The 26491-nt window shown below is 73.1% G+C and carries 25 protein-coding genes; 8 read left to right on the top strand and 17 right to left on the bottom strand.

Features of this window, described 5'->3' with window-relative positions; genetic code table 11:
* Window positions 1-54 precede the first annotated feature (54 nt).
* A complete protein-coding gene (locus GA0070617_RS28440; protein ID WP_139135797.1) occupies window positions 55-1218 on the top strand; it encodes a 5'-methylthioadenosine/S-adenosylhomocysteine nucleosidase family protein in 1164 nt (387 codons plus the stop codon).
* A 48-nt stretch (window positions 1219-1266) separates the two neighbouring features.
* On the opposite strand, the gene GA0070617_RS28435 is transcribed toward GA0070617_RS28440, so the two are convergent.
* The 4 genes from GA0070617_RS28435 to GA0070617_RS28425 are packed head-to-tail and all read right to left on the bottom strand — an operon-like array spanning window position 1267 to window position 7091.
* Window positions 1267-3249 carry a dynamin family protein gene (locus GA0070617_RS28435; protein ID WP_175440698.1) on the bottom strand — a complete coding sequence of 661 codons (1983 nt, stop codon included), beginning with the start codon at window positions 3247-3249 and terminating at the stop codon, window positions 1267-1269.
* A gap of 4 nt (window positions 3250-3253) precedes the next feature.
* Window positions 3254-3739 (bottom strand): nucleotide exchange factor GrpE, encoded by a 486-nt coding sequence (locus GA0070617_RS30910; RefSeq protein ID WP_175440697.1) that lies wholly within the window; start codon window positions 3737-3739, stop codon window positions 3254-3256.
* Window positions 3736-5073: a GTPase gene (locus tag GA0070617_RS28430; RefSeq protein WP_091445321.1), complete on the bottom strand. Its 1338-nt coding sequence runs from the start codon at window positions 5071-5073 to the stop codon at window positions 3736-3738. Before GA0070617_RS28430 ends, GA0070617_RS30910 begins: the two co-directional genes overlap by 4 nt.
* The gene (locus tag GA0070617_RS28425) at window positions 5070-7091 is read right to left on the bottom strand and encodes an Hsp70 family protein (RefSeq protein WP_091445318.1); all 2022 of its coding nucleotides are present in this window, start codon (window positions 7089-7091) and stop codon (window positions 5070-5072) included. Before GA0070617_RS28425 ends, GA0070617_RS28430 begins: the two co-directional genes overlap by 4 nt.
* Before the next feature lie 154 nt (window positions 7092-7245).
* Between GA0070617_RS28425 and GA0070617_RS28420 the strand changes: the two genes are divergently transcribed.
* On the top strand, window positions 7246-7803 hold the full coding sequence (locus GA0070617_RS28420; RefSeq protein ID WP_091445316.1) for a hypothetical protein: 558 nt from the start codon (window positions 7246-7248) through the stop codon (window positions 7801-7803).
* 33 nt (window positions 7804-7836) lie between these two features.
* Here the strand turns inward: GA0070617_RS28420 and GA0070617_RS28415 are convergent, their stop codons facing one another.
* Window positions 7837-8427 (bottom strand): TetR/AcrR family transcriptional regulator, encoded by a 591-nt coding sequence (locus GA0070617_RS28415; protein WP_091445314.1) that lies wholly within the window; start codon window positions 8425-8427, stop codon window positions 7837-7839.
* A 72-nt stretch (window positions 8428-8499) separates the two neighbouring features.
* Between GA0070617_RS28415 and GA0070617_RS31155 the strand changes: the two genes are divergently transcribed.
* Together GA0070617_RS31155 and GA0070617_RS28405 are read left to right on the top strand one after the other, a co-directional pair.
* On the top strand, window positions 8500-8871 hold the full coding sequence (locus GA0070617_RS31155) for a class I SAM-dependent methyltransferase (protein WP_217628880.1): 372 nt from the start codon (window positions 8500-8502) through the stop codon (window positions 8869-8871).
* A gap of 738 nt (window positions 8872-9609) precedes the next feature.
* Window positions 9610-10311, top strand: coding sequence for a SanA/YdcF family protein (locus tag GA0070617_RS28405; protein ID WP_175440696.1), 702 nt, complete (start codon window positions 9610-9612; stop codon window positions 10309-10311).
* 250 nt (window positions 10312-10561) lie between these two features.
* Here GA0070617_RS28405 and GA0070617_RS28400 read toward each other — a convergent pair whose 3' ends face one another.
* The 7 genes from GA0070617_RS28400 to GA0070617_RS28370 form a co-directional block, all read right to left on the bottom strand.
* Entirely contained in the window at window positions 10562-12019 is a 1458-nt protein-coding gene (locus GA0070617_RS28400; RefSeq protein WP_091445312.1) for a phytoene desaturase family protein, read from the bottom strand.
* 11 nt (window positions 12020-12030) lie between these two features.
* Window positions 12031-13833 (bottom strand): ABC transporter ATP-binding protein, encoded by a 1803-nt coding sequence (locus GA0070617_RS28395; protein ID WP_217628878.1) that lies wholly within the window; start codon window positions 13831-13833, stop codon window positions 12031-12033.
* Window positions 13830-14600 (bottom strand): class I SAM-dependent methyltransferase, encoded by a 771-nt coding sequence (locus tag GA0070617_RS28390; protein WP_091445311.1) that lies wholly within the window; start codon window positions 14598-14600, stop codon window positions 13830-13832. The genes GA0070617_RS28395 and GA0070617_RS28390 overlap by 4 nt, the downstream gene beginning before the upstream one ends.
* A complete protein-coding gene (locus GA0070617_RS28385) occupies window positions 14593-15162 on the bottom strand; it encodes a DUF5819 family protein (RefSeq protein ID WP_091445309.1) in 570 nt (189 codons plus the stop codon). Before GA0070617_RS28385 ends, GA0070617_RS28390 begins: the two co-directional genes overlap by 8 nt.
* Window positions 15159-17165 carry an alpha/beta fold hydrolase gene (locus tag GA0070617_RS28380; RefSeq protein WP_139135796.1) on the bottom strand — a complete coding sequence of 669 codons (2007 nt, stop codon included), beginning with the start codon at window positions 17163-17165 and terminating at the stop codon, window positions 15159-15161. Before GA0070617_RS28380 ends, GA0070617_RS28385 begins: the two co-directional genes overlap by 4 nt.
* 96 nt (window positions 17166-17261) lie before the next feature.
* Window positions 17262-17489: a hypothetical protein gene (locus GA0070617_RS28375; protein WP_091445304.1), complete on the bottom strand. Its 228-nt coding sequence runs from the start codon at window positions 17487-17489 to the stop codon at window positions 17262-17264.
* 33 nt (window positions 17490-17522) lie between these two features.
* Window positions 17523-17750, bottom strand: coding sequence for a hypothetical protein (locus GA0070617_RS28370; protein ID WP_091445301.1), 228 nt, complete (start codon window positions 17748-17750; stop codon window positions 17523-17525).
* A 162-nt stretch (window positions 17751-17912) separates the two neighbouring features.
* On the opposite strand from GA0070617_RS28370, the gene GA0070617_RS28365 reads away from it, so the two are divergent.
* Genes GA0070617_RS28365 through GA0070617_RS28355 form a run of 3 tightly spaced genes read left to right on the top strand, consistent with a single transcriptional unit; the run spans window position 17913 to window position 20109 of the window.
* Window positions 17913-18413, top strand: coding sequence for a helix-turn-helix domain-containing protein (locus GA0070617_RS28365; protein WP_217628877.1), 501 nt, complete (start codon window positions 17913-17915; stop codon window positions 18411-18413).
* A complete protein-coding gene (locus tag GA0070617_RS28360) occupies window positions 18403-18915 on the top strand; it encodes a hypothetical protein (RefSeq protein ID WP_175440695.1) in 513 nt (170 codons plus the stop codon). Before GA0070617_RS28365 ends, GA0070617_RS28360 begins: the two co-directional genes overlap by 11 nt.
* A 15-nt stretch (window positions 18916-18930) precedes the next feature.
* Window positions 18931-20109 (top strand): MAB_1171c family putative transporter, encoded by a 1179-nt coding sequence (locus tag GA0070617_RS28355; protein WP_091445300.1) that lies wholly within the window; start codon window positions 18931-18933, stop codon window positions 20107-20109.
* Between the two features lie 78 nt (window positions 20110-20187).
* Here GA0070617_RS28355 and GA0070617_RS28350 read toward each other — a convergent pair whose 3' ends face one another.
* The 5 genes from GA0070617_RS28350 to GA0070617_RS28330 all read right to left on the bottom strand — a co-directional run bounded on the left by GA0070617_RS28350 (window position 20188) and on the right by GA0070617_RS28330 (window position 25764).
* Window positions 20188-22299, bottom strand: a complete 2112-nt coding sequence (locus tag GA0070617_RS28350) for a cellulase family glycosylhydrolase (protein ID WP_373868451.1) — start codon at window positions 22297-22299, stop codon at window positions 20188-20190.
* Window positions 22300-22408: 109 nt separating this feature from the next.
* Window positions 22409-23836, bottom strand: coding sequence for a DUF6297 family protein (locus GA0070617_RS28345; RefSeq protein ID WP_091445296.1), 1428 nt, complete (start codon window positions 23834-23836; stop codon window positions 22409-22411).
* Complete coding sequence (locus tag GA0070617_RS28340; RefSeq protein WP_229688686.1) at window positions 23833-24450, bottom strand: ABC transporter ATP-binding protein; 618 nt, start codon at window positions 24448-24450, stop codon at window positions 23833-23835. Before GA0070617_RS28340 ends, GA0070617_RS28345 begins: the two co-directional genes overlap by 4 nt.
* Before the next feature lie 47 nt (window positions 24451-24497).
* A complete protein-coding gene (locus GA0070617_RS28335) occupies window positions 24498-25307 on the bottom strand; it encodes a hypothetical protein (protein WP_091445292.1) in 810 nt (269 codons plus the stop codon).
* A 34-nt stretch (window positions 25308-25341) separates the two neighbouring features.
* Window positions 25342-25764: an SRPBCC family protein gene (locus GA0070617_RS28330; RefSeq protein ID WP_091445290.1), complete on the bottom strand. Its 423-nt coding sequence runs from the start codon at window positions 25762-25764 to the stop codon at window positions 25342-25344.
* Window positions 25765-25977: 213 nt separating this feature from the next.
* On the opposite strand from GA0070617_RS28330, the gene GA0070617_RS28325 reads away from it, so the two are divergent.
* Window positions 25978-26235: an SCO4848 family membrane protein gene (locus GA0070617_RS28325; protein WP_091445288.1), complete on the top strand. Its 258-nt coding sequence runs from the start codon at window positions 25978-25980 to the stop codon at window positions 26233-26235.
* Window positions 26236-26491: the final 256 nt, after the last annotated feature.

The raw sequence follows: 26491 nt of genomic DNA, 5'->3' as shown, positions 1-26491 counted from the left end.
ACCTGGTGGTCCGACCGTCGATCTCCACCGGGTACCCGCACTATCGTGCTGTTCATGAGCAGCGAGGGTGGTTACCGACTGGGCCTGCTCGTCGCGCTCGGCGAGGAGTTCCGGTACGTCCAGGACACCGTCGGCCCGATGTCGTCCTTCGTGGACCAGGGTCGCCAGATGTACCGGTTCACCTTTCCCGGCAGCCGGACCAGGGGCCTCGCGTTGCCGTTGCACGCGATGGGGCCGGTCGCCGCCGCGCTCGGCGCCGACCTGCTGGTCCGGTCGTACGGGGTGTCGGTGGTGGCACTGGTCGGCACCGCCGGCGGGCTCGACCCCGACCTGCGACTGGGTGACGTGGTGATCGCCGCCGAGGTCGACTCCTACCTGTACCGGGCAAAAGCGGTGCCCACCCCCGACGGTACGAGCTTCGCGCTGCGTACGGCCGGCACCTCATGGCGGTTGCGCGGCCAACTGGCCGCCTTCGTAAACAACTTCCCGTTCGGCGAATGGTCCGGTCCGACGTACCGACGGTGGCGCGCCGACCGGGTCGCGGACCATCCCGACGGCGCGGCTGACCCACCGAAGGCGCTGGTGGGGCCGGTCGCCAGCGGTGACCTGGTCGGGGCCGCGGAGCAGTTCACCGCCTGGCTGAGGGGTCGCAACCGGGCGTTCACCGCGCTCGAGTGTGAGGCGGCCGGCGCGGCGGCGGCGGTGGACTGGCACGAGGGGGTCGATCTGCTCGTGCTGCGCGGGGTCTCCGACCACGCCGACCCGGGAAAGGCGGCGCTGGACGCGCAGTCCGACGGGAGCGGGGCTCCCAACGTGTGGCGCCGGTACGCCACCACCAACGCGGTCATGCTGCTCGGCTGTCTGGTGTCCGACCCCGACTTTCCCTGGTCGACGCTGCCGACCAGGGCGCCCTCGGCCGACGCCGGTGTTTCGGGCACCGGGCTGTCACCCGCCGAAGCCGCCGCGATCGGCATCTCCCTGTTGGCGCTCGGCGTGGCGGTGAACGGTTCCCCGGCGCCGGATCCCACCACCACGCCGACGCCGCCGGGACCGGACGTGGGTCCCACCCACCCGGGCCCCGACGGCGGCGGCGAGGACTGGCGGCACGGCACCCGCCGGAGTCCGCCCCGCCACCGCCTCGGCGATCGGGGCGGGCCGGACCAGGAGGGACCCGACGACACCGACGATCCGGACGTCGACGACGGCGACGCCTCGTGACCTCCCCGCACCCGCGGACGAGTGGCTGTGCCGGTCGGCCGGGTCCGGTCAGATGCGACCGGCCAGGGCGGCTGCCTCGGCGCGGAGATCCTCGACCCGGGCCAGCAGGTCCTCAGCGTCGCTGATCCGGGCCAGTCGGGCGGCAGGGGTGAGGGTGGTGGCGTCGGCGAGGTCCCGGCGCGCCCGGTCCGCCTCGTCGTGCAGTTCCCGGATCCCTGCCTCGATGTCCTCCTCCACCATCCGCCCGACCTCCTTCGCGGCGTCGAGGGCCCGGGTCAGCGCAGTTCCCGCGATCTCCTCGCGAACGGTGGCGAGCACCGTACGGGCCTGTTCCCGGGTCCGGGCACGGACCCGGGAGACCTGGTGGATGGCGACGAACGCCACCGCACCGACGACGAACGGCCAGAAGATCGGCGCGGCGATCGTCGCGGCGGTGGCGGCCAGGCCGGTCCCGGCGGCCCCACCGGCGGTTCCGGCGGCCGCCGCAGCGGCCAGGGCACCCGGCAGGATGCCGGCGTGAGCCAGCACGAGGGCACCGGAGGAGGCGATGCCCACCCCGGCCATTCCGCCGAGCGTCGCGTGTTTCAGGTCCTCGACGGACAGGTTGGTGGAGGCTCTGGTGAAGGTCCCGTCACCGAGACGCTCGAAGGTCACGCCGTCATCGTCCGTCTGATGCGCCTGCTGGGCCAGCCCGTCCCGCTCCAGGAGTTCACGCACCCCGGCGGCAGCGGCGGCGATCTTCGTGTCGACCTCGGTGAGCAGTTCGGTGAACACCTGTGCCGGCAGGCCGAGCACCCCTTTCATGGCCTTCTCTATCTCCGTGGGCTTCATGGCGGCGAGTTGCCGGCCGACGTCGGTGTTCAACTCCGCGCACCGCCGGTCGACGATCACTTGGAGCTCGTCCGGGATCCGGGCACAACCCGCGCGGTACCTCCGACGCCACAGGTCACCGCCGTGGGCCACCCAACGGCCGATGGTGGCCCGCCGGTCCTCGAGGATCCGGGCCGCCTCGGCGTCCCCGCTGAGCAGGGCGACGGTCTCCCGGGTCCGGTCGCGGGTCTGCCGTAGCACCAACTCCACCAGTTGCAGTTCGGTACGCTGCCGGACCCGCCGTCGGGCGGCCACCACGTCGTGCTGGAGCACCTCGGTCAACATCTGCAGGCCCGAGGAACGCAGGAGCGTGTCCCGGACCGGACCGGGTGGCTCGTCCTGTGCCAGTAGGGCGTTCCGACTGGACACCGAGATCCCCTTGACGTCCCGGAAGTACGCCACGACCCGGTCGGCTCGTTCCTGGTCACCGAGCAGGGCGCACCACTGCTGCCGGTCGGTGAGGCTGGCGAGATCCGCGTCGAGCGCCGCCTTCGCCTTGAGCGTCTGGTCCCGGTGGGTCTGCACGACGACGCACGTGCCGATCTGCTCACTCGCCTCGGCCAGGAAGAGTCGCTCACTGGCCGAGATGGGCTCCCCGGGCCGGATGACGAAGACGACGGCGTCGGCCTCGGCCAACGCGGTGAGGGTGGCCTGCCGGTGGGTGGCCCGCAGACCACCCACACCTGGCGTGTCGATCAGTTGCAGACCCGACTCCAGGAGGGGAGAGGGCACTTCGAGCACCATCGAGACACACCGCGCTCCTGCCCCGTGCAGGTCCTCCAGCTGTTGCTGGCCGTCCACGGCGAGGTAGGTCCCCAGCGCCGCCACGGTGTTGACCGGCACCGTCTCGATCGTCCCGTCACCACACTGGACGGTGGCCTGCCCGGCGAGCGAGGGCCCGTGTTTGATCAACGTCCACGTCGAGGTGGTGACCGTGCGGTCTGCCGGCAGGACACGCTGCCCGACGAGGGCGTTGACCAGTGTCGACTTGCCACGGGAGACCTCACCGACCACCACCACCGGCAGCGCCGGAGTACGCCGCCGGGCGGTCAACCGCCGCAACGCCGCGACCGCCCGCCCGGACCCCGGGTTCGCCAGCTCGACGGTCCGTTCGGTGATGGCTCGCAGAGACTCGTCCAAGAGTTCCTCCGGCTGACTCATGGCGTCACTCACCTTCCTGGTCGTAGACGGCCACCCGCGCCGGACGCACGACCCGACCGAGGTGGTCGGTGAGGCCGACGGAGAGGGTGACGGCAACGGTGTCGCGATCGACGGCTTCCGGGGCCGGACGGGTCTCGGCCCAGGCATGCCGTTCGGGGTCGAAGACGGTGCCCGGGGCCGGATCCACGAGCCCGATGTCCGGCAGCAGGGCGACCGCCTCGATCAGCCGCCGCCGCAGCTCGACACTGGTCATCGCGGCGACGACGTCGAGCACGGCCGCCGCCACCCGCGCGTCCAGCTCGGGTGACCTGACCGGGCGGACGGGGTCCGGGTCCGTCCCGGCCCCCGGCGCGGGCGGGACGACCGGCGGGGACGGTGGCGGGACCGCCGGGGAGACCGGCCGTTGGTGCGGACCACGGCAACGGCGACGCCAGAGGACCGTCGGCACTGCGGCGAGCAGGAGCACGAGACTGCTCCACAGGGTTTTCACGGTCGGCTCCCGGTCGGCTCGGCACGGGCGGCGTCGGCGACGATCTCGGCCACCCGCCGGACGACGGTCGGACGGCCCGGTCGGGCGGCGATCAACGACCAGCGGTGTGCGATCTCGGGATCGGGGCTCGTGCCGGAGCTGGCGAGCAGGTGTGCCGCCGCCTGTCGCTGCGCCGCCTCGACGCTGCGGCGTAGCGGCGGTGACTCCAGCGCCAGCGCCGCCTCCCGGCGCTCGATCCGACGGAACGGTTGGGCCCGGGTGGTCTCGGCGAGCCCCGACCAGACGACCGCCCCCCGTTCCGGGCCGAGCCGGGCGGCGAACCGCCGGAGCCGACCGACGACGGCACAGACGGTCAGCACGTCGGCGTCGGCCGCCAACTCCGCCAGGACGCGCTCCAGCACCGGCACCCGGGACGCCTCGTCCAACCGTTCGAGGATCTTCCGGTGGTCGGCGCCGGCGAGTCCGGGCAGCGCCACGGCCAAGGGCTGGAGCAGGTCGGCGATCTCCGCCAGGGTCTCCGCGTCCGGGCCGTCGGCCGGCAGACCGCTCAGCAACGCCTCCGGTCCGGCAGCCGCCAGGACGGACAGCACCGGGTCTGCGGCGACGGCCGCGATGACGCGCAGGTGCCGGTCGGTGACCGCACCGAGCCGCACCGCCATCGCCAACCGCTGGTTGACCGCCACCACCCGGTCCGGCGGGAGCCCGGTCTGCTCGGACAGGGTCGCCTCGGCCTCCTCCGGGCCGGCCACGGCCAGTTCGTCCAGCTTGCCCACCACGGCGACGACGTTGCCGCCGCCGCCCAGCGGACCTGCGGTCAACGAGGTGTAGCGCCTCAGCTGCCGCCGGGCGCGCTCGGACAGCAGGCCGCCGCGCGTCAGGTACACCAGAGCCGCGACACTGCCGGCGGTCTCGGTGGCGGTGTGCACCAACTCCTCCGTGAACCGGTCGGCACCGGAGGCGGTGTTCGTGCCGGGGCTGTCGGCCAGCACGATGCGGTCGGCGAGCGGGAACGCTGCGGGCTGGTGCCGGTGGTGGGGGCCGATTGCCGGCGGCACGGGCAGCGCCGGATGGCGGTACCAGGTCACCCCGGCGGTCGTCTCGGGCCGGTCGACGGCCGCCACGAACCGCCTCACCAACGCGTTCACCAGCGTCGACTTGCCGGTCGAAACGTCACCCACCACCGCCACCCGCAGCGGCTCGGCGCACTGCGCCGCCAGGTCCGCGAGAGTCGCCTCACCGCGTAGCTCGGCCCGCCCGGCCAACCGCCGGCACAACTCACCGAGCAGGGCCGAGGCTGGCCCGGGACCGGGCGGCCTCGACCTGTCCGCGGTCACCTCGGGCCGCCCGTCAGGGTCAGGAACCGGACCTCGTTACCGATCGCGACGAAGAAGCGGTCCGGCCAGGCGGTAGGGGTGAGCTGGCTGACCGCCGCCGGATCCGGCACGACGAGTCGGGCGAGTTCCGCACCGGTGCAACCGTCGAGGGCCAGCACCGCAGACTCGGCCGGAGCGACGGTGAGCACCAGCGGGCGACCGGCGTACGTGCCACAGCAGAGCGCGCCCGTCCCGGCGATCTCCCGGCGGAACCCTGCCCGGATGGACCGCCCGTCGATCCGGTAGGCGGCCAGCAGGTCGGCGGAGCGCAGGTAGGCCCACCCGTGCCGGGGCTCCACCCGGACCACCCCGTCCTCCGCCGGCATCGCCTCGGTGACGAGATCACGGCCGGTGTCGGGGTCGACGAGTTCGAGCCGCGTGCCTCCCCAGCGGAGCAGCAACCCGTCCCGTTCGAGGAACGCCAGCCCTTGCGTGGGACCGGTGAAACTGAGGCGGCGGTGCAGCGACCACCGACTCCCACGCCGGCGGTACACGGCACCCGTGCCACGCTTCTCGACCGAGGCGATCTGGTCACCCCGGATGGCCAGCGCGGTCACCTCCTGATCACGCAGGAAGCCCAGCACCGACGCCGATCGGCCGAGAAAGCCGCGGTGCCGCAGGGTCAGTTCCTCGCCGTGCTCCCAGAGCTCGACCAGACCGTTGTCGCTGCCGCTGACCAGGAGCCGCTGGTCGAGGTCGTAACCGAGCCACCAGACGCGGGTGAGGCTGGACAGGTTGCCGACCTTGGCCGCGAGCCGGTTGCCACCGGGCCGGGCCAGCCCGATGTCGGCGGCGTTGGTGGTCGGGTAGGCGAAGCCGTCGGCCGTCGGGGTCAGCGGCGGAACAGTGGGGAACTTGTCGAAGGTCGGCACCCAGTCGCCGTCGGATCGCAGGACCGGCCGACGGGCAACCCGTACCGCACCGAGTGCGACGGCGGCGACCCGCGCCGGGCCGCCGCCGGGCCCGCCCACCTCGACGAAGCCGGCACCCAGCCGGCAGGCCAGCGCCGCCACCTCGTCGCGGAAGGACGGCACGCGGGACGCGGCACCACAGAGCCCGATGGTCCGGACCGGCCGGGTCCCGTGCACCGTCTCCACCGCCTGTGCGGCGGTCTCGACGCACTCCTCGACCAGCGGCGCGACGGCCTCGTCGAACTCCTCCCGGGTGATGTCCCGCTCGACGTCGCGATATGCGAAGGTGGCCCGTGGCTCGACGGTGAGCCGGATCTTCACCGCCTGGGCCTCCCGGCTGACCTCGTGTGCGGCCTCGGCGCGCAGCTCGACGAAGCGTCGTTTCACCGCTCCGGTCAGGCCGTCCTCGACCAGGTCGAGCAGGGCCACGTCGAAGTCGTCCCCGCCGACAGCCCGGCCGTCGGCGTGCAGCCGCCGGAGCCGGCCGTCGGAATCCCGGTCGAGCACGGCCAGGTCGAAGGTGGACGCGCCGAGGTCCAGCATGGCGATCGGCGTCGGCAGGCGGTCGTGGGTGGCGGACAGCTGCCAGGCGGCGGCCTCCGGCTCGCTCACCAACTCGACGCGCGCCTCGATCCCGCCGAGGCGCGCGGCCTGTCGCAGCGCGTCGCGCCGGGCGGCGTCCCAGATCACCGGGTACGTGAGCAGCAGCTGGCCGGGTGGACCGGACAGGCTCGACTCGATGGCCCGGTACGCGTGTGCCAACACCGCCGCGACGGCCTCCAGCAGCGGCATCGGCCGGGCACCGCCGACGTCCACGAGCGGGCTGTCGGCGCGTACCACGGCGGCCTGGTTCAGTCGTTGCTTGAGGTCGGTGCGGACCTGGTGCGGTCGGCGGTCCAGGTACGCCAGGGCGGTCCGACCGACCAGCAATCTTCCACCGCGATGCCGGTGTACGGCGGTCGGCAGGTGGTTCGTCGCGTCGAAGGCGACCAGTCGGGCGGTGTCCGAGGCCGCAACGAGCACGGCGGCCTTGGTGGCGGACGCACCGAAGTCGATGGAGGCGATCACGACAGTCCCTTGTGTTCGGTTACACGACGCGTGATGGCAGGCTATGCAAGCCCTCGCGCCCGATCACCGTCCGTACGGACGAGTTGACCGGACCGATAGTTGCCCACTGCCTGGATGATGGGTGAACGCTGTCGGTACGACTCCGGGAGGTCACGTGGCCAGTGAGATCACCACGGGCGGGCTGCTGCTCGCGGAGTACGCACAGATCAAGGAGGAACAGCGCAACCGGATCGGGTTCCGGGACAACCTCATATACGCCACGCTCGCCTCGATGGCCGCCGTCCTGGCCGCCGTGTTGTCCAGCAAGGACCGGGCCAACCTGCTTCTCCTGTTGCCGGCGGTCACCCTGGTCCTGGGCTGGACGTACCTGGTCAACGACGAGAAGATCTCCGCGATCGGCCGGTACGTCCGCACCGACCTCGGGCCACGGCTGGTCGCCCTCACCCCCGATGGCCAACCGGCCTTCGGTTGGGAGTCGGCGCACCGCAGCGACCCACGGCGAAGCTCACGCAAGTACCTCCAGCTCGCCGTGGACCTGGGCACCTTCGTCCTGCCCCCGGTGGCTGCCCTGGTCGTGTACTGGGTCAACGGGCCCTATGACGCCCTCTTCGTCGCCGTCTCGCTCGTCGAGCTGGGCGCGGTCGGCGTCCTGACCTGGCAGATGGCGCGCTACGCCGACCTCGCTGCCGGCCCGGCCGATCCGACGAACTGATCCGGCCCGCTCCGCCGGCCGGGCGTCGGTGCCTCAGCCCGGCGTGACGCCGGCGAGAACGGTGGCCACCATCCGGCCGACCGCCGCGACGTCGGGTGGGCCGCTCTCGCGGTCGGTGAACGACAACGAGGCCGCTCCGACCAGCGTCGGCGCGAGGGTGGCCAGGTCGGCGTCGGCCGCGATCCGGCCCAGGTCCCGCTCGGCGGCGAGGTAGTCGGAGATCATCCCGGTCACCTCGGTGGCGATCGGCAGACCGCTCGGACGGGCCTGTCGGAGCCGGCGACGCAGCTCGTCCCGGGCGATGACGAGCCGGATGAGCGCCGCGGTCACCGGCCCGAACAGGTCGATCACCGCCTCGGTGAGGTTGGCCACGACGGTACGACTTCCGGCGGCCTGCCGCAGCTCGGTGGCCCGATCGCCGAGGTGGGCGAGGTGGGCGAGGACGAGTTCGGCCAGGAAGGCGTCGAAGTCCGTGAAGTGCCGGTGCAACACTCCCTTGGCGCAGCCCGCCTCCGTGGTGACCGCCCGCGACGTCAGCGCCTCGGGGCCGGCCCGGAGCAGAATCCGCTCGGCGGCTTCGAACAGCTGCTCACGTGGGTCTCGAAGGGCAACCCCGGTCGGCACAACCCACCTCGTTCCGGTCGCGTTCCTGGCTCGGTCGTTGCCGAGTGGGCACGTGCCCACTATGGTGGGCGCATGCCCATTATCGCGCCCGGTGGGGACGACCCGCAGGCAGCCACCGGCCGGCCGCACCACCACCGCCAGGTGGCCGAGTCGTTCGGTGTCGATCCCGCCCGGTACGACCGGTGCCGACCCGGCTACCCCGACGAGCTGATCCGGCGGATCGTCGCCGGTACGGCCGGGTCGCGGCTGCTCGACGTCGGCTGCGGCACCGGCATCGTGGCCCGGCAGCTGCAGTCCGCCGGCTGCGCCGTACTCGGTGTCGAACCGGACGCCCGGATGGCCGCCTGGGCCCGCGAGCGCGGCCTCGACGTCGAGGTCGCGACGTTCGAGGAGTGGGAACCGGCCGGTCGGCGGTTCGACGGGATCGTCGCCGGCCAGACCTGACACTGGGTCGATCCGGTCGTCGGCGCGGTCCGGGCGGCCGAGGCGTTGCGCCCCGGCGGTCGCTTCGTCGCCTGCTGGAACATCGGCCAGCCGCCGGCCGAACTCGCCGCGGCCTTCGGCGAGGTGTACCGGCGGGTGCTGCCCGACTCACCCATGGCCGACCAGACACCCGTGGTCGGTCCGGACGCGTACGACCCGCTGCGCGCCACGGCCGCCGACGGGCTCCGGGGGACCGGCGCGTTCGACGAACCGCGGGGTGTGACCTCTGGGTGTGCCCCAGGGGATGGTGCCCGCAGGGTGTGCCGCAAGATATTGGAAGCAAACGGCCCCTCCAGGGGTACGTTGCTTCCAAGATCTTTGCGCCACGCGGCCCCGTCACCGCTGCGGCGGGCCCCGATGTGAATCTTGGACACTTACCGTTCTATTTGGACGGTAAGTGTCCAAGATCTACAGCCGATCGGGTACGGAGAGAGCAAGCGCATCGGCTGTGGAGGAGGGCGGGGGCGGAGGCTGTCGACGGGGCGGGGTTGGTGGTGGTGACCGGGAAACCGAACCACCTCGCACCCAGCTGTCCCGCCGGGTCTCCGTAGGTGTCGGCAACAGGCCGGGTGATGGGGAAGAAAACGGCCCCTGGGGGCTCTGTTGCCAAGTCACCCGGCCCCCGGCCCCCGGCCCCCGGCCCGGGGATCCGGCGCGCTGTTGCGCGGGCACGTTTCGTCAGGTCGTTAGGGTGTGCCGGTGAGTCCCTCGCCGACGACCGACCGGCCAACTCGCGCGATCCGGCGGCGTCGTCTCCTCCGGCAGCTGGTCGTCGCGGGAATCGTCGGGTTGTTGCTGGTCAGCGCCCCCTGGCTGTGGACGGTGGTGGCCGCCCACGGTCACCGGTACGACGAGACCGGGGCACCCCGTGCGGACGTGGTGATCGTGCTGGGTACCGAGGTCCTGGCGGACGGCCGGCCGTCGGTCCGGTTGGCCGGCCGGTTGGCCACCGCCGCCGAGCTGGTGCACTCCGGTCGGGCCAGGGTGGTCCTCGTCTCGGGGGACGGCAACGGTGTCTCCGGCGACGAGCCGGTGGCGATGACCCGGCACTTGACCGGGGCGCTCGGGGTCGACCCGGAGCGGATCGTGGGTGATCCGGCCGGCCTGGACACCTACGACAGCTGTGTCCGCGCCCGGGACGTGTATGGCGTCCGGCGGGCGCTGATCGTGACCCAGTCCTACCACCTGTCGCGGGCGGTGACGCTCTGCCGCACCGTCGGGATGGACGTCGACGGGGTGGCCGCCCGTTGCGCCGGCTGCGGCACCGGTCTGCTGGCCGGCAAGGCGGTCCGCGACTACCTGGCCGCTCCGAAGGCGGCCTGGGACGCCGTACTGGCCCGGCCCCCAGCGGTCCACTCGCCCGCCACCCCCGCCCTCCAGGACGCCCTCCGCGGCAACTGAACCCCGCACCCAGATCGGCGCCACATCGTGGAAACAGTGGTGTCGAGGGTCAGCCGAGGCCCCTGTTTCCCGGAACTTGCCCGGCGGCGCGGCCCGGCGGCGCGGCCCGGCGGCGCGGCCCGGCGGCGCGGCCCGGCCCGGCGGCGCGGCCCGGCCCGGCGGCGCGGCCCGGCCCGGCGGCGCGGCCCGGCGGCGCAGCCCGGCCCGGCGGCGCGCCATGGACCGGTGCGCTGCAGCGCGGCGCGGGCGATCAACGTGCGGCGCGGAGCAGGGCGAGGGGGTCGGTGCGGACGCCGAACCGGTGACGCAGCGCCCGACCGGCGGCGTGCAGGCCGGACATGCCGTGTACGGCCGGACCGGGCGGGGTGGAGGCTGAGCAGAGGTAGACCCCGGGTAGCGGGGTCCGGTACGGGTCCCAGCGGGCCGTCGGCCGCATCACCAGCTGCCATGGGGTGACCGCCCCGCCGGAGATGTCCCCGCCGACGTAGTTCGGGTTGTGCCCGCCGGCCTGTGCCGCCGGCACCACGTGAGTGGCCAGGATCAGGTCGCGGAAGCCCGGTGCGAAGCGTTCCACCTGGGCGACGATCTGGTCGCTGACGTCCCGCGGGGAGCCGTTCGGCACGTGCGCGTACGTCCAGAGCACCTGCTTGCCGGCGGGGGCGCGGGACGGGTCGACGACGCCGGGCTGCACCGCCAGCACGTACGGGCGCTGTGCGTGCCGGCCCCGGACCACCGCGTGCTCGGCGGTCCGCGCCTCGGCGGCGGAACCGACCAGGTGCAGGGTGCCGGCGCGGGCGCATGCCGGATCGGCCCACGGCACCGGGCCGGCGAGCGCGAAGTCCACCTTGCACGCCGCCCCGCCGTACCGGAAGGAGCGCAGTTGGCGCACGTAGCCGGCGGGCAGCCGGTCACCGGCGATGCGCAGCAGCCCGGCGGGGGATACGTCGAGCAGGACCGCGCGGGCCGGCGGCAGTTGGGCCAGGTCGTCGATCCGGTCCCCGGTGACGACCCGGCCGCCGAGCTGTTCCAGCCGGGCCACCATCGCGTCGGTGATCGCCTGGCTGCCGCCGGCGGGAACCGGCCAGCCGACCGCGTGTCCGAGGGTGGCCAGCAGCAGCCCGGCCCCGGCCGGGGCGAGCCGGCGCGGTGGGGCGATCGCGTGCGCGGCCACCCCGGCCAGCAACGCGGCGGCCTCGGTGCCCCGGAACCGGGCCGCTGCCGCCGGGGTGCCCTGTTCGAGGGTGCGCAACCCGAGCAGCAGCGCGGCGAACGGGTCGCGCGGCAACCGGCGCAGGTCGGACATGGCCGTGTCGACCACCTGCGACCAGCGCCGGACCAGCGGGCCGAGCAGGGACCGCCAGGCCGCCCCGTCCGGACCCAACCCCTCGGCGGTACGGTCCAGGTCCCGCCAGGCCAGCACCGCCCGGCCACCGTCCAGCGGGTGGGCGTACGGGATCTCGGGTTGTCGTAGTTGTACGCCGTGGGCGGCCAGGTCGAAGGCGCGGAAGAACGGCGAGGCGAGCGCCATCGGGTGCACCGCCGAGCAGACGTCGTGCCGGAACCCGGGCAGGGTCAGCTCCTCGGTGCGGGTGCCACCGCCGGTGGTCGGGGCGGCCTCGTGCACCTGCACCCGCAGCCCCGCCGAGGCGAGCACCAGCGCGGCGGCCAGCCCGTTCGGGCCGGAGCCGACCACCACCGCGTCCACCATGGGCCCCCCTTTCAGACCAGCGCCTGTTCCGCGGCCAGGCTGGCGTAGAGCGCGTCGGTGCGGACCAGGTCCGGATGCGAACCCACGGAACGGGCCGTGCCATTCTCCAGCACCACGATCTGCTCGGCGGCGAGGACCGTGGAGAGCCGGTGCGCCACCACGACCACCGTGGTCCGCCGGGACACCTCCTGGATCACCTCGCGCAACGCGGCCTCGTTGGCGGCGTCCAGTTGTGAGGTCACCTCGTCGAGCAGCAGCAGCCGGGGTCGGCGCAGCAACGCGCGGGCCACCGCGATCCGCTGCCGTTCGCCGCCGGAGAGGGAGAGGCCCCGGTGCCGGATCGGCGCGTCCAGGTCGCCGCCGAGGCGGTCCAGCAGGGTGTGCAGCCGGGTGGTCTGCAGTACCTCCCGGATCTCCTCGTCGGTGGCGCCGGGGGTGGCGTACGCGACGTTCTCCCGGAGCGTGCCGGCGAGCACGGCGACGTCCTGCTCGACGTACCCGATGGCGGCCCGCAGTTCGGTGAGCGGCCAGTCGGCCAGCGGCCGGCCGTCGAGGAGGATCCGGCCCTGCTGCGGCTCGACGAAGCGTTCGATCAGGGCGAGCACCGTGGTCTTTCCCGAGCCGGAGGGGCCGACCAGGGCGGTCAGCCCGCCCGCCGGCACCCGCAGGGTGAGTTCGCGCAGCGCCGGTTCGTCCCGGTCCGGGTACCCGAAGCAGACCCCTTCGAAGACCACCTCCGCCGGCCCGCCGCCCCGCTCGTGAACCCCTGCGGCAGCGGCTCCAGCCGGCACGACCGCAACAGCGGCGGCCCCAGCCGGCTCCGCCGCAGGGGGCAGGTCGATCGGCTCGGTGGGCAGCGCGTCGATCTCGGCGATCCGGGTCAGCGCCGCCCGCCCGATCTGCAGGTAGGTGCTGGCGCCGATGAGCTGCATCACCGGATGGGTCAGGTAGGCCACGTAGAGCAGGAAGGCCACCAGCGCCGAGACCGGCATCGCGCCGCTGGCCACCCGCGCGCCGCCGACGCCGAGCACCACCAGGAACGCGACCTGGATGGCCAGGCCGGCACTGGTGCCGGCGACCGAGCCCCAGCGGGCCAGGCTCACCCCCTGCCGGTACGCGGCCAGCGCCGCCGCGTCGATCCGGGCCGCCTCGGTGGCCTCGGTGCCGGAGGCCTTCATGGTGGTGAAGGCGCCCAGCGCCCGCTCCAGGGCGGCACCCATCTCGCCCACCGACTCCTGTGAGCGCAGCGCGGCCGACCGGATCCGGGGCATCAGCAGCCCCATGATGACCACCAGCAGCACCACCACGATCGCGGTCACCCCGAGCAGGGCCAGGTCGACCACGGCCATCAGCGCCACCGCGCCGAGCAGCATGACGCCGCCGGTGAAGAGGTCGATCAGGGACTGGCTGGCGATCTGCCGCAGCAGCATGGTGTCCCCGGCGACCCGGGCCAGCAGGTCACCGGGGGCCTGCCGCTGCAACGCCGGCACGGTGAGCCGCAGCAGGTGCCGGACCAGGCCGCGCCGGCCGTCCAGGGCGACCGCCTCGGCGGTCCGCAGGATCAGGTAGTTGCCGACGCCGAGCAGCAGGGCGGCCAGGAGCACCAGCCCGGTCAGGACGGCCAGCGCCCCACCCACGCCCTGCCCGGCGGTGAGGCCGTCGATCAGCGCCTTGGCGGCCAGCGGCTGGGCCAGCCCGAGCAGGCTGGAGGCGAGCAGCAGCACGCCGGCGGCCACGAACGGCCCCCGGTGCGGCCGGACGTAGTCGCTGATCATGCGCAGCCAGTGCCGCTCACCGGCGGCCGGCGTACTCACTTGTCACCCGGGGCGCGGTAGACGGTGACGTACATCGGCTCCACGCCGGTGAAGTCGTTGCCGGCCCAGTCGCCGTGCCGGGCGACCGGGACCAGGCCGGCCTGTTCGGCGTACCCGTCGATCTCGTCGGGGGTGGTCAGCCGGCTCAGTTCGGTGGCGATCCGGGAGCGGCCCTGCTCGATCCAGATGTGTGCCAGGTGCCAGATGCCGTTCTGCACGTCGATCGTGGAGTAGGAGAGCAGTCCGGTGTCGGGGCCCGGGTAGGGCACGAAGAAGGAGTCCCGGGCCCGGCCCTGGTTGAGCACGGCCAGCGCGAACTCCGGGTTGTGGGTCTCCACCACCAGGGTTCCGCCGGGGGCCAGCCGGGCGGCGGCGGCCGTCACGACCCGCTGCTGCTCCTGCGGGTCCAGCAGCATCGACAACGTGCCGCAGACGCAGTAGACCAGCCCGTACCGGCGGTCGTCGGCCCAGTCGCGGATGTCGCCGTGCACCGGGGTGACCGGGCGGGGCCGGTCGGCCAGTTGGGCCCGCAGCGCGTCGAGCATCTCCGGTGAGGAGTCCACCCCGACGATCTCGCCCACCCGGTCGGCCAGCGGCAGGGCGATCCGGCCGGTGCCGACGCCGAACTCCAGGGTGGGCGCGTCGCCACCGGGGTGCAGGGCGGCGAGGTACCCGACGGCCGGCTCGGCCGCCGTCCCGCCCGGGAAGAGCCGGTCGTAGAAGTCGACGAACTGCCGTCCGTAGCCGATGTCGGCGATCTCAGTCATCTGTGCTGCCCTCCGGCAGTGGTTCGAACGGGGAGACGAGCAGGTAGTCCGGCTTGTGCGACTCGTCGTAGCCGGCGCTGCGGGCGATCACGAACTGGAACCCCCGGGGTACGTCCGCACCGGTGTACTGCCGGCGTACGGCGTGCTCGACGAAGTCCCGCAGCACCTCGTACGGCGGGGTGGTGGTGATCTCGACACCGGGGGTGCCCAGGTGCACGATCAGGTCGGCGCAGATGTCGAAGATCGCCTTGTCCTGCCGGCGTTCCGGGAACCAGACCACCTGCCGCCAGTGCCGGCGTGGGATGTGCGTGGTCTCCACCCAGCGGGTCTGCTCGCCGTCGGCGGTGAGCACCCGGTGCAGGACGTGGAAGTCGTGCTGCGCCGGCTCGGGGGCGAAGAACCGCCAGTTGCCGATCAACAGCCCGGGTACGTCGTACCGGCGGAACCGGTCGAAGACCTGCTGCGGGTGCTGGCTGAGCACGGTCACCCCGAACCAGCCGACCAGGCCGGCGGTGATCGCCGTGGTCAGCGGGCGCAGATCCGAACCGACTCGGCGGCTCACCGGCCGACCTCCGTGCCGCGTCCGGTCACGTCACCGGGCCCGGCGGTGTCGCCTGGCCCGGCGGTGTCACTCGGCCCGGCACCGTTGTCCGTGCCGGCACCGTCGCCCGGCCCGGTACCGTCGCCCGCTTCGGTGACGTCGTCGACGAAGGCGGTGAGGATCTTGACGACCTCCTCGGCCCGGTCGGCGTCGGTGAGGATCTCGTCGTGGTCGGCGTCGGCGACCACGTGCCGCTCGGCCCGGGGCGCCGCCGCGGCGAACTCGTCGTGCAGGTCGGCCTGGACCGCGTCGGTCCGCGCCGTCCGGCCGGCTGTCACCACCACCAGCGGTACGTCGATCCGGGGCAGCCCGGTCGACCCGTCCTCGAACCGTTCCCGCACCACCTGCCACTCCCGCCGGGCGGCGGCCCACAGTTCCGGGTCGCGGTACTGGGCCAGGGCGAGCGGGCGCACCGGCTCGGGCAGCCGGTCGATCCAGGCGGCCCGGGGCAGCAGCGAACCGAAGCCGATCCGCAGCGAGCCGGGCATGATGGCCAGCGTGCTGGTCAACGCCCGGCCCCCCTCGGCCTGACGCAGCGACCGGCGCAGCTCGGCCGGGTGGCTGGAGTCGACCAGGGCCACCCCGCGTACCCGGGTGCCGAGCCGCTCGGCGGCGAGCAGCGCGAGGTACCCGCCGAGGGAGTGCCCGACCAGGACCACCGGGCGCTCGCCGGCGACGTGCCGGGTCAGCTCGACCAGATCGTCCACCATGGTCTCGAACCGGTACGGCCCGGTGCCCCGGTACCGGCTGGCCCCGTAGCCGGCCCGCTGGTAGGTGACCGTGGTGAACCGGCCACCGAGGGGACCGGCGATCCGTTCCCAGTGCTCGGCGGTCGCGGCCATCCCGCTCTCCAACAGCACCACCGGCCCCGCGTCGACGGCCCCATCGGGCTGGGCTCCGGTGCGGACGGCCCCACCGGGCTGGGCTCCCGTGCCGGCGTACCGGTAGGAGAGGACGTTGCCGGCGGTGGTGGTGAAGGTGTGCTCGTCGCCGCGCCCCCGCTCGATCAGCCGGCGGCGGCGGACCCGGGCGACCTGGCCGGCGGTGAGCAGCGCCAGTCCGGCGGCGGCGGCCACCGCGGGCAGGGTGTCGTCCCGGCGTACGCCGTCGGCGTCGCCGGTCCGTCGCCAGTCCCGGGTGGTGTAGGCGACCGCCGGGTAGGTGGAGGTGAACGCCCAGAAGAACCGACCCAGCCCCATCACCCTCGCGTTCACCAGGTGGAACGCGCCGGCGGTGGCGAGCAGGTACGGCGCGGGGCGGCCCCGGGCGGCGTACGCCAGCGGGAAGGCGCACTCCATCGCCAGTACGCCGTGGGCGGCGAGCCTGGTCAGCCGGGGGTAGCGGCGCATCAGCTGCCAGACCTGCGGGTCGCCGTAGGTGAGGGTCCGGGCGATGCCGGGCAGGGCCCGTCCGCTGCGCCAGGTCTCGCTGGGCAGCTTGACCCAGCCGGAGACGGTGTACGACAGCACCGACTGGAGGGCGACGAACCAGAGGCAGGCGTCGACCACGGCGGGTCGGCGCTGGCCGACGCGGGCGGCGGTGGTGAGCGCCTGGACGAGGAAGGAGACCTGGTCGGCGCCGTCGCTGCCGTAGAGGTGCTGGGCGTGCAGTGCGGCCTGGCTGCCGGTGAGCACCGCGTTGGCGGCGACCCGCTGCCGGCGGCTGAGCGGCAGCCAGAGCGCGGCTGCCGCGACGGCCCGGCTGACGTGCAGCGCGGTGACCACCCGGTCGTTGGCGGCCAGGTCCAGCGCCCGGGTCAGGCGGGGGGCGTGCTCGTGGAAGGTACGCCGGTTCACCGCCCAGTTGTTCGCCCCGCCCCGCTGCCGGTCCCGGCGTCGGGTGAGGTACTCCAGGCTGGCGAAGAGGTGGGTCACCGAGCTGATCCGCTCGGTCCAGTTCAGCACGGCGGAGCGGTCGAACGCGGCGGGCGGCCGGAGCCGTCGGTGCCAGGGTGCTCGCTTCATGAGGTTGCGCTTCCTGATGGTGCGGGCCGGGGTGGACGGGCCGGCGTACCACCGTGACGGCACACCGGCCCGGGTGGTGCTATCGGATCCGGTTCGTCACTTCGGTCGGGGCGTGGTGCCGCCGAGGTTGCGCCCGACGACGTAGCCGGCACCGAAGAGCGCCGCCACCGAGCCGACCAGGCCGACTCCGGCCGCCACCCCGACGATGGTCGCCGGAGTGGCCAGCACCGGCATCCCACCGACCTGGTTGCACGCCTCGTCGCTGTGGATCGGGATCGCGGCGAGGGCGGGGTCCGCGTTCACCTTCGTGGCGAGAACGGACATGGGTCACCTCCTGATTGGGTGGCTGGTCAGCGACTACTTCGGCCGGGGCGTGACGGTGCCCTCGGCCATGTTGCGGACGATGCCCACCATGTAGCCGGCGTGGAACGCCACGGCGCCGACGGCGACGCCGAGCGCCACCGCCGTCGGGGTGGCGAGCACCGGGGTGAGCCCGGCCAGGCCCTGTGCGGTCCGGTCGGCCTCGTTGAGCTCGCCGAACATCTCCAGGGAGACGTCGTTGGTGTGGTCGACAAGTGCGGTCATCTGTTTCACCTCCTCCCGGACAGCTCTCAGCCAGCATGAAAGGCGGCGCGCTCGCCATTCATCTCAGCTAAAATTTCTGAATCGCTAGGATGTCCGAGGGGGTCGCCGCCGTCAACCACGGAGCACGGGATCCACCCGATCCGGCGAGGGGAGGGGCACCGCATGGACCACCCGAGCGCGGGCACCCTCGCCGACAAGATCAACAGACTCTTCGAGGTGGTCCGCCGCCCCGACCGGGAGCCGTACCGCAACGAGGAGGTGGCCACCGCCTGCCGCGAGGCCACCGGGGAGAGCTTCTCCACGACGTACCTCTGGCAGCTGCGCAACGGCCGACGGACCAACCCCACCAAGCGGCACCTGGAAGCCCTCGCCCAGTTCTTCCAGGTGCCGGCGGCCTACTTCTTCGACGACGAGCGCAGCGCCCGCATCGTCGAGGAGCTGGAGCTGCTCGGCGCGCTGCGCGACAGCGCGGTCCGGCAGATCGCGCTGCGCGCGGTCACCCTCTCACCGGAGGGGCTGGACACCATCAGCGACATGATCGAGGCCATCGGGCGGCGCGAGGCCCGTCGCGCCGGCGCGCCGGTGGAGCGCGGTGCCGCTCCCGGCGCTCCCGTGGAGCGCGGTGCCGCCCCGGTCGCGCCGGTGGAGCGCGATGGCGGTTGACCGGGGCATGTGGCGCCGGTGCCAGCGGATCGTCGACGCGCTGAGCATCCCGACGCCGTTCGAGCCGACCCGGTTCGTCGACGGGCTGGCCCGTCAGCGGGGCCGGCCGGTCGAGCTGGTGCCGATGCCCGGCGGCGCCACCCAGTGCGGCGCGTTGGTCGCCACCGATCAGGCCGACTACCTCTTCTACGCCACCAGCACCACCCGACTGCACCAGGAGCACATCCTGCTGCACGAGGTCGGGCACCTGCTCTGCGGCCACGTCGACGACCGTTCGCTGGCCGCCCTGCCCGCCCTGCTGCTGCCGAACCTCTCCGCCGACCTGGTCCGTCGGGTGCTCGGCCGCTCCGACTACTCGGCCGCCCAGGAGCAGGAGGCCGAGCTGGTCGCCTCGATGATCGCCCAACGCGCCCGCCGGCTACCGACCGGCGGTCCCGGCCCGGTCACCCCCGAGGTCGCCGACGGGCTGGCCCGACTCGGCTCGATCTTCGACGCCGGCTGAGCGGGGCCGGGCACCGTGTTGACCTGGCTGAACTTCACCGCCCTGGCGCTGGCCGTCGGGGTCGCCGGCTACAAACTCGTGCCGGTACGCGGCCGGCGGCGCGCCGCCGGCACCCGGTACCTCTCCGCGTTCTTCCTCTGCATCGGTCTCGGGTTGGCCGTGATGGCACACCCGGTGCTGGTCGCGATCAGCCACGTCGAGCCGGTACCGAACCTCGGTCGGCTGCTCGGCAACGGCCTGGAGATGCTCGCCGCGTACTTCCTCGGCGCGCTCGGCCAGAGCATCGCCCGCCCGGCCGGCACCCGTCGGTGGCTGCGCCGGCACACGGTCCTGCTGGTCGGCACGGTCCTGCTGATGGGGGCGCTGCTGGCCGGCGCGGACACCGCCTTCACGTTGAATTTCGTCAACGCGTACTCCCGGGACCCGCTGGTGGTCGGCTACCTCGTCGTCTTCTTCAGCTACATCGCGCTCTGCCTGGTCACCTTCATCACCAGCGTGGGCGGCTACCTACGGCACGTGACCGAACCGGTGCTGCGGACCGGACTGGCGCTGGTGGTCACCGGGGCCGCGCTCGGCATCGTCTGGGCGGCCTGGTCCGGGGTCCGGCCGGTGGTCACCCTGGTCACCGGCCGGTCCCTGGCCACCACGTTGCCGATCGGCAGCACCCTGGGTTCGATCTGCATGCTGCTCTGGCTGATCGGGGCGACCCTGACCGCCTGGGGCGACCGGATCACCGCGCCACTGCGCTGGCTGCGGGCGGTGCGTCGGCTGCGCCGGATCGACCCGCTCTGGCGGGCGCTGCGGGCCGCGCTGCCGCAGATCACGCTCAACACCAGCGGCGGCTGGCCGCTGCCCGGTGCGGAGTTCGCGCTCTACCGGCGGGTGATCGAGGTCCGCGACGCCCAGCTGACGCTGCGGTCGTACGCGCATCCGGACGTGCCCCGCTGGGTCGGCCCGGCGGCTGACCCGGCCACCGTGGAGGCGGCGGTGATCGCCGCCGCCCTGGTCGGTCACGCCCACGGGCGGGACTACCGGGCCGAGCACCCCTTCCAGGACGTGGACGCCTCGGTGGCCTCGGAGAGCGCCTGGCTGGCCCGGGTGGCCCGGCAGTTCACCGACTCGGCGGAGGTCGACCGGGTCCGGCACCTCGCCGCCGAAGCGGCCACTGCCGCAGACCACGCCGAGCGGTCGTAGCCGCCCCGGTCGCGCCTCGACCGGGCGACGGGCCGTGACCGGCTGGCGGTCACGGCCCGTCGTGGGCGGGCTCGGGCGTCAGCCCACCCGGGCGGCGCTGGCGGTGGTGCCGGTGACGGTGTCACCCGACCTGGTGACGTGGTAGGTGACCGTCGCACCGCTCCAGAAGTGGAAGGTGAGGGTCACCCGCGCACCGTCGTTGACCTCGGCGAAGAACTCCGGGGTCAGCTCGATGGTGTTGGCCGCGTAGTCGGGTGAGAAGGCGACGTCGAACTCCTTGTACGACGTCCAGTTGTGCGGGCCGGCGTTGCTGCCGTCGGCGTACCTGGCCTCCATGGTGGCGAGCTGGTCACCCCGGAACTGGGTCGGGACGGTGAAGGCGCTGGTCGCCCCGGTGGCGTTGGACACCGTCGGCGGGTCGTACGAGATCACGTCGATCCGCCACGGCACCCCGGCGGAGAACCGGGCCGACAGGGTGGCCCGCACCCCGTACGCCCGGTTGCCGACCAGTCGGGTCAACGCGCCCGCGGTGAGGGTGAGCTGGTCGCCGGAGACCGTGTAGTCGGTGCCCCGGACCAGCTCGGTGTTGCCCTGGCGCAGCCCGGTGAAGGTGGTGCCGTTCAGGTTCAGGGTCAGCGACCTGGCGCTGATCGACCCGGTACGCGGCACGTACACCTGGTCGGACGAGGCGGTGCCGGAGCGGGTGGTCCAGCTCGACCTGATCTGCCCCCACAGCTCCGGGTCGCGCCACTGGAAGGTGGTCCGGTCGAAGTGCTGCCCGTTGTCCCAGAGCTGGGTGGTCAGCCGCTTGGACCTCGCGTAGTGGCCGAGGAACTCGAAGAACTTGAGCTTCTCGCCCTGCTGGATGGTGCCGGTGTGCCGGTCGAAGCCGAGCAGACCGTACTCGCCGATGACCACCGGGATGCCCTTGGCGACGAAGGCGTTGTGCACCCGGTCGAAGGCGTCGGTGAGATCCTTCTGGGTGGTGGCGTCGAAGCGGGTGCCCCCGGCGACGTTCACGCTGAACGGCCAGTACCCGTAGAAGTGCACCGTGGCGATCAGGTTGCGGTCGTTGAGCTGGTTGAAGGTGGCGGTCAGCTCGTCGATGCGGGGCTGCTCGGACGAGGTGTGCAGGGTCGGCAGGACCAGCATCCGGGTCGCGTTGTTGCCGCCGGAGGCGCGCACGATCCGGTGGAAGTTGACGTTCAGCTCGTGCAGCAGCTGGGCGTTCTGCGCGTCGCCGGAGCTGTTGGCGAACTGCGGTTCGTTGACGCTCTCGAAGTGCAGCTTCGGTGAGGCGTCCTGGAACGCGGCGGCGATCTGGGTCCACAACGCGTTGTACCGGTTGAGCACGGTGGTCCGGTCGGTAGGCATCGCGTTGATCCACTGCCACGAGTCGTGGTGCAGGTTGATCATCACGTAGAAGCCGTCGTCCAGCGCCCAGCCGACCACCTCCTTGATCCGGTTCAGCCAGACCGGGTCGATGGTGTAGTCCGGGCCGGCCCCGTGGTGGTTGCTCCAGGTGACCGGGATCCGGATGCTCTTGAAGCCCTGGGCGCGGATGTTGTCCAGCTGTGCCTCGGTGACCCGGGGGTTGCCCCAGGCCGTCTCGTCGTCGCCGACCGCGTCGAAGGTGTTGCCGAGGTTCCAGCCCGGTTGCATCGCCGCCACGTAGGACATCGCGTCACCGGCCGGCGGCGGGGTCGTCGGCGGTGGCGTGACCGGCGGGGTGGTCGGCGGCGGGGTGGTGGGGCCGACGTTGCCGGTGCAGGTGACCCCGTTGAGGGCGAACGTGGTGGGCGCGGTGTTGCTGCCCGACCAGGAGCCGTTGAAGCCGAACGACGTGCTGCCGTTGGTGGCCAGGCTGGCGTTGTAGCTCAGGCTGGTGGCGGTGACGTTGGCGCCGGCGGCGGTGACGGTGGCGTTCCACGCCGAGGTCACCTGCTGTCCGGAGGGGAACGTCCAGGTCAGCCGCCAGCCGTTGACCGGATCGCCGAGGTTGGTCACGGCCACGTTGGCGGTGAAGCCACCGGGCCACTGGTTGGCGGTGTACGCCACCCGGCAGCCGGCCGCTGCCTGGGCGCTCACCGCGAAGGTCATTCCGAGGCTGACCATCAGCACCGTCAGGGTGCCGGTGATCAGACCGAGTCGCCATCGTGCTCGCATCGACGTGCCTGTTGTGCCGGCCATGACGCTCCTCGCCTGTGGACTACCGGACCGGCAGGTTAAGTTGGGGAGTCAAACTTTGTCAATCGGCCAATGCCTATATAGAGGCCTGTTGGCGCAGTTCAGGGGCGGGTCAGGTGAGCAGCAGGCGCGCGACGACCACCACGGCCACCACGTCCCAGCCCCGCAGCAGCTGACTCAGCAGACCGACCGGGATCATCCCGAACGGGGTGTCCACCATCGCCGTGTCGTACGACATGGGTGGCTTGGTGGCGGCCCGGTACGCGCCAGCCACCACCCCGAGCACCAGCACCACCGTCAGCCAGCCCGGCTGCGCCCCACCGACCGGCAGGGTGACCACCCACCAGAGCGCCGCCCCGACCGCCGGCCAGACCAGGTGCACCAGCCGGACGGCGGTGTCGTCACCGCCCAACACCCGCCGTAGACCCGGCGAACGGCTCACCGCCCGCAGCCCACCGGCGAGCCGGCCCGCGGCCAGGAACGCCCCGACCACCTGGGCCGTACCGGCCGCCACCGGCACCGCCACGGCCACCGCGTACTGCAGCAGCACCAGGGCCACCCACGCCGTGGGGGCACTCGGATGCCGACGCAACCGGCGTGCCTCGGCCTGCAACAGCACCCACCAGCGACGCCCGGCCAGGAACCGGCGGCTGCGGACCCGGCCCACCCCGCGCCACCGGCGGCTCTCCACCAGCCCGAAGAGCAGGGACGGATCCAACAGCACCGCCGCGGTGGCGGCGGCGTTGGCGAACTGCGCCCCGGTGGTCAGCGACGCCCGGTCCACCCGGGGCAGCGCCCGCAGCGCCAGTGCGCCGGTCAGCACCGCCAGCGGCAGCGCCACCACGACCACCAACCCGGCCACCGGTACGGACGGCCGGACCAACCCGAGACCGGTGAAGTGCGCGACGACCACGGTGACCGCGCCGAGCGCACCCGCGACCGTCGCCCCCGTACCGAGCAACCGTGGCCAACGGCGACCGGGCAGGCTGCCCTGGGCGACGATGCTCAACCCGACCCCCGCCGCACCGCACGCCGCACCGGCCAGCGCCGCCAGCCCCAGGTCGGCGCGGTCGACCAGGGCGGTGCCGACCGCACCCAGCGCGGCGCCGAGCAGTGCCCCGGCACCGGCGGCCAGCCCGATCAGCAACCCGGCCCGGGGCAACAACCAGGCCCGCCGGTCGACCGGGGCGCTCACCGCCCAGGCCTGGGTCGCCGGGGTGACCAGCACCGGCCCCAGCGCCCGCAGCCCCTGCCAACCGAGCCCGGCCACGGCCAGCAACGCGGCCCCGGCCAGCCAGTACCGCTCCGCCGGATCGGCCGGGTCGGCCGACGGGGAGTGCAGGTACTCCCGGACGTTGCTGACGAACGCCCAGCCGTACATCGCGGTGAAGAGCACCGCCATGTAGATGTCGGTGAGCAGGTCGCCCAGGGACGGCGGATGGTGCCGGCGACGGGCCCGACGCAGCCGGGACCGCAGCTGCCGGGCGCTGGGCACGCCCGACGGCGGTACGGTCCGGCTCGCCGCCGGTGCGGCGGTCACGTGCCGATCTCGACCTGGGTGTCGGCGACCGCCCCGATCAGGTCGGCGTCGTGCGAGGCCATCAGGACCGCCGTACCGGCGTCCCGCTCGCCGCGTAACCTCTCGGCCAGCCACGCCCGACCCCGGACGTCCAGGCGCTGCTCCGGCTCATCCAGGATCAGCAGCCGGCGCGGCCGGACGAAACACGACGCCAGCGCGAGGCGTCGCCGCTGGCCGCTGGAGAGCGTGGCGGGCAGCTGGTCGCGGGCCCGCTCCAGCCCCAACTCGGCCAGCACCTCTGCCACGTCCGCACCGCTGCCGCCGTGCGCGTACGAGAGCAGTTCCAGGTGCTCGACCACGGAGAGATCGGGGAAGAAGTCGATGTCGTCCAGGGCGGCGGCGACGAAGGCCCGCACCCACGGATCTGTCTCGTACGCCCGTCGGCCGTCCACCAGCACCTCACCGTCGTCGGGCCGGTCGGCACCGACGACACACCGCAGCAGGGTGGTCTTGCCGGAGCCGTTCGGGCCCACCACGACAGCGATCCGACCCGGCGCCACCGTGAAGCTGACCTGGTCGAGCACGACCAGATCGCCGAAGCTGCGGCTCAACCCCCGTACCGTGAGCGCGTCCACAGCGGCCACTCTGCCAGACCGCCCCGGGCCGCGGACCCCGCACCGGGTCACCCGCAGCCGTCCGGCCCGCAGGGCACGAGCTGTTCACCCAGCACCCGTTGCAGGCTGAACACCAGCAGACTCACCGCGAGCGAGCCCACGATCGCCACCGCCAGGCCGAGGTACCAGCGCCGTCGTGGATCCGTACCAGGCGGATCCGTACCGACCGGGCCCGTCGGCCGGCGGGCGGCAACCCGCCAGGGATGCTCACGGGCCAGCCAGTAGAGCACCCCGAGACCCATCGACAGACCGAACAACCAGAACCAGAACCACCGGGTACCGGTCACCGGCGCCGGCCCGAAGACCAGCACCCCGAGTACGACCACCGCGGCGAGCGTGACCAGCAGCGGCACCGGCCCGGGCAACCCGGAGACGGGCGAGCGCACCGGCGTACCGGCCGCCCGCAGCCGCGTCGCCAGCTCCACAGCCTCCGGCCCCACAACCTCCGGCCCCGCGGACCAGACCCCGTCGAGCTGCACCGGATCCCGCACCGGTGTCGACTGGTCCGGCTCGACGTGTCGTACCCGGTGATCGGAGGTCCGCCAGACGAACACCGGGCCCTCGTTGCTGCCCTGGATCAGCTGGAACTCGTCGTGCCACCAACCGGTCGAGGAGGTCTGCCACGAGTTACCCCAGGCGTAGGCGACCAAGCGTCCGGCTGCCAGGTCCGCCCGGGCCTCGGCCAACGTGCCGGGTCGCGGCATGCACCACCAGGTCGCCGCCGCCCAGACCACCCAGACGACGACCAGTCCGACCCGCAGTACCGACCACCAGTTCGGCGGCCACCATCGACGACCGTCCGACCCCGCTGCTGCCATGCCGGCATCGTGGCAGCAGCCGGCAACCCGGCGCTCACCCGGCGTGTTCGGCGTACCGGACGAGTCCCTCGGCCTCGGCGTCGACGTAGCGACGGGTTCGGCGGCCGACCAGCAGTCCCACCAGCGGTGCCAGCGGACCGGACTGGCGGATCCCCAGCTCGATCCGGAACCGGCCGTCCGGTGCCGACCCGACGGCATGCCACGCGACGCTGGTCACCCCGGGCAGGCTCGCGGTCCACTCGTAGGAGGAGCCGTCGACGTACCCGGTGACGGTCCACACCATCGGACGCAGGCCCGGCTGAACGATCCGGAACCGGTTCCCCGGCGCCACCGGACCGTCGAGGGCCTCCACCCGGGTCATCGAGGCCGTCCACCGGGGCCATTCGGTCGGATCGGTAAGCGCCCGCCAGAGCTCCGTCGGTCCGGCTGTGGTCAGAACGCTGGTGCGATGCTCCATCGGTCCTCCCGCTCGTCCTGATGATGGTGTCACGCGAAGAACCGGATCGATCGACGGAGGCAACCGTCCGTTCGCGGACCGGCAGTGTCCCGGTGGGCTGCTGGCACTGTCCCGGCGGGCTGCCGGCAGTGTCCCGGCGGGCTGGCGGAGACGGGTGGTCGGTGCGGGGAAGGCGGCGGTCGGTGGTCGGCGGCGCTGGCATACTCGGCTGCCATGGTGCTGTCGCGTGGCTGGTCGCTGTTCCTGGTCGGGGTCGGCGTCTGGACCTGGGTGATCTGGCCCAGGTTCGCGGTCGCGATCTGGCAGGACCCCCGGGCCTGGGTGAGCGGCACCGTCGGGGACTGGCCGGCAACCGGCTTTCTGTGGATCCACGCGCTGCTGATCGGTACCTCGCTGGCCGTCGGCACCACGGTGGGACTGCTCGGGATACGCGGCTGGCGAGCGCGCAAGGCCAGCTCACCGGGCGTGTGACGCGCGACGTTACCCCCCGATTTGACGATCAAACCCGGGTACGCGTAACTTTCTCTCTGCCAGCGCGGAACGGACGAACCGGGGCGAACACCCCGAGAGGCCGGAGCGCGGTGACAACGCCGAGGTCGGCGGGGGTCAACCCCGACGACAGCGGGCGGGCGGTGCCCCTGAAGCGGTCGACGAGGCCGATTTGGCGCGGCGGAGCCGACCGGGTAACGTTGTCGACCGGCAGAGCACCGGGCGAGCTTGCGGGAGA

Origin of the sequence: Micromonospora yangpuensis, assembly GCF_900091615.1 — a bacterium.
Taxonomy (GTDB): domain Bacteria; phylum Actinomycetota; class Actinomycetes; order Mycobacteriales; family Micromonosporaceae; genus Micromonospora; species Micromonospora yangpuensis.
This window is presented reverse-complemented; position numbering and strand designations above follow the sequence as displayed.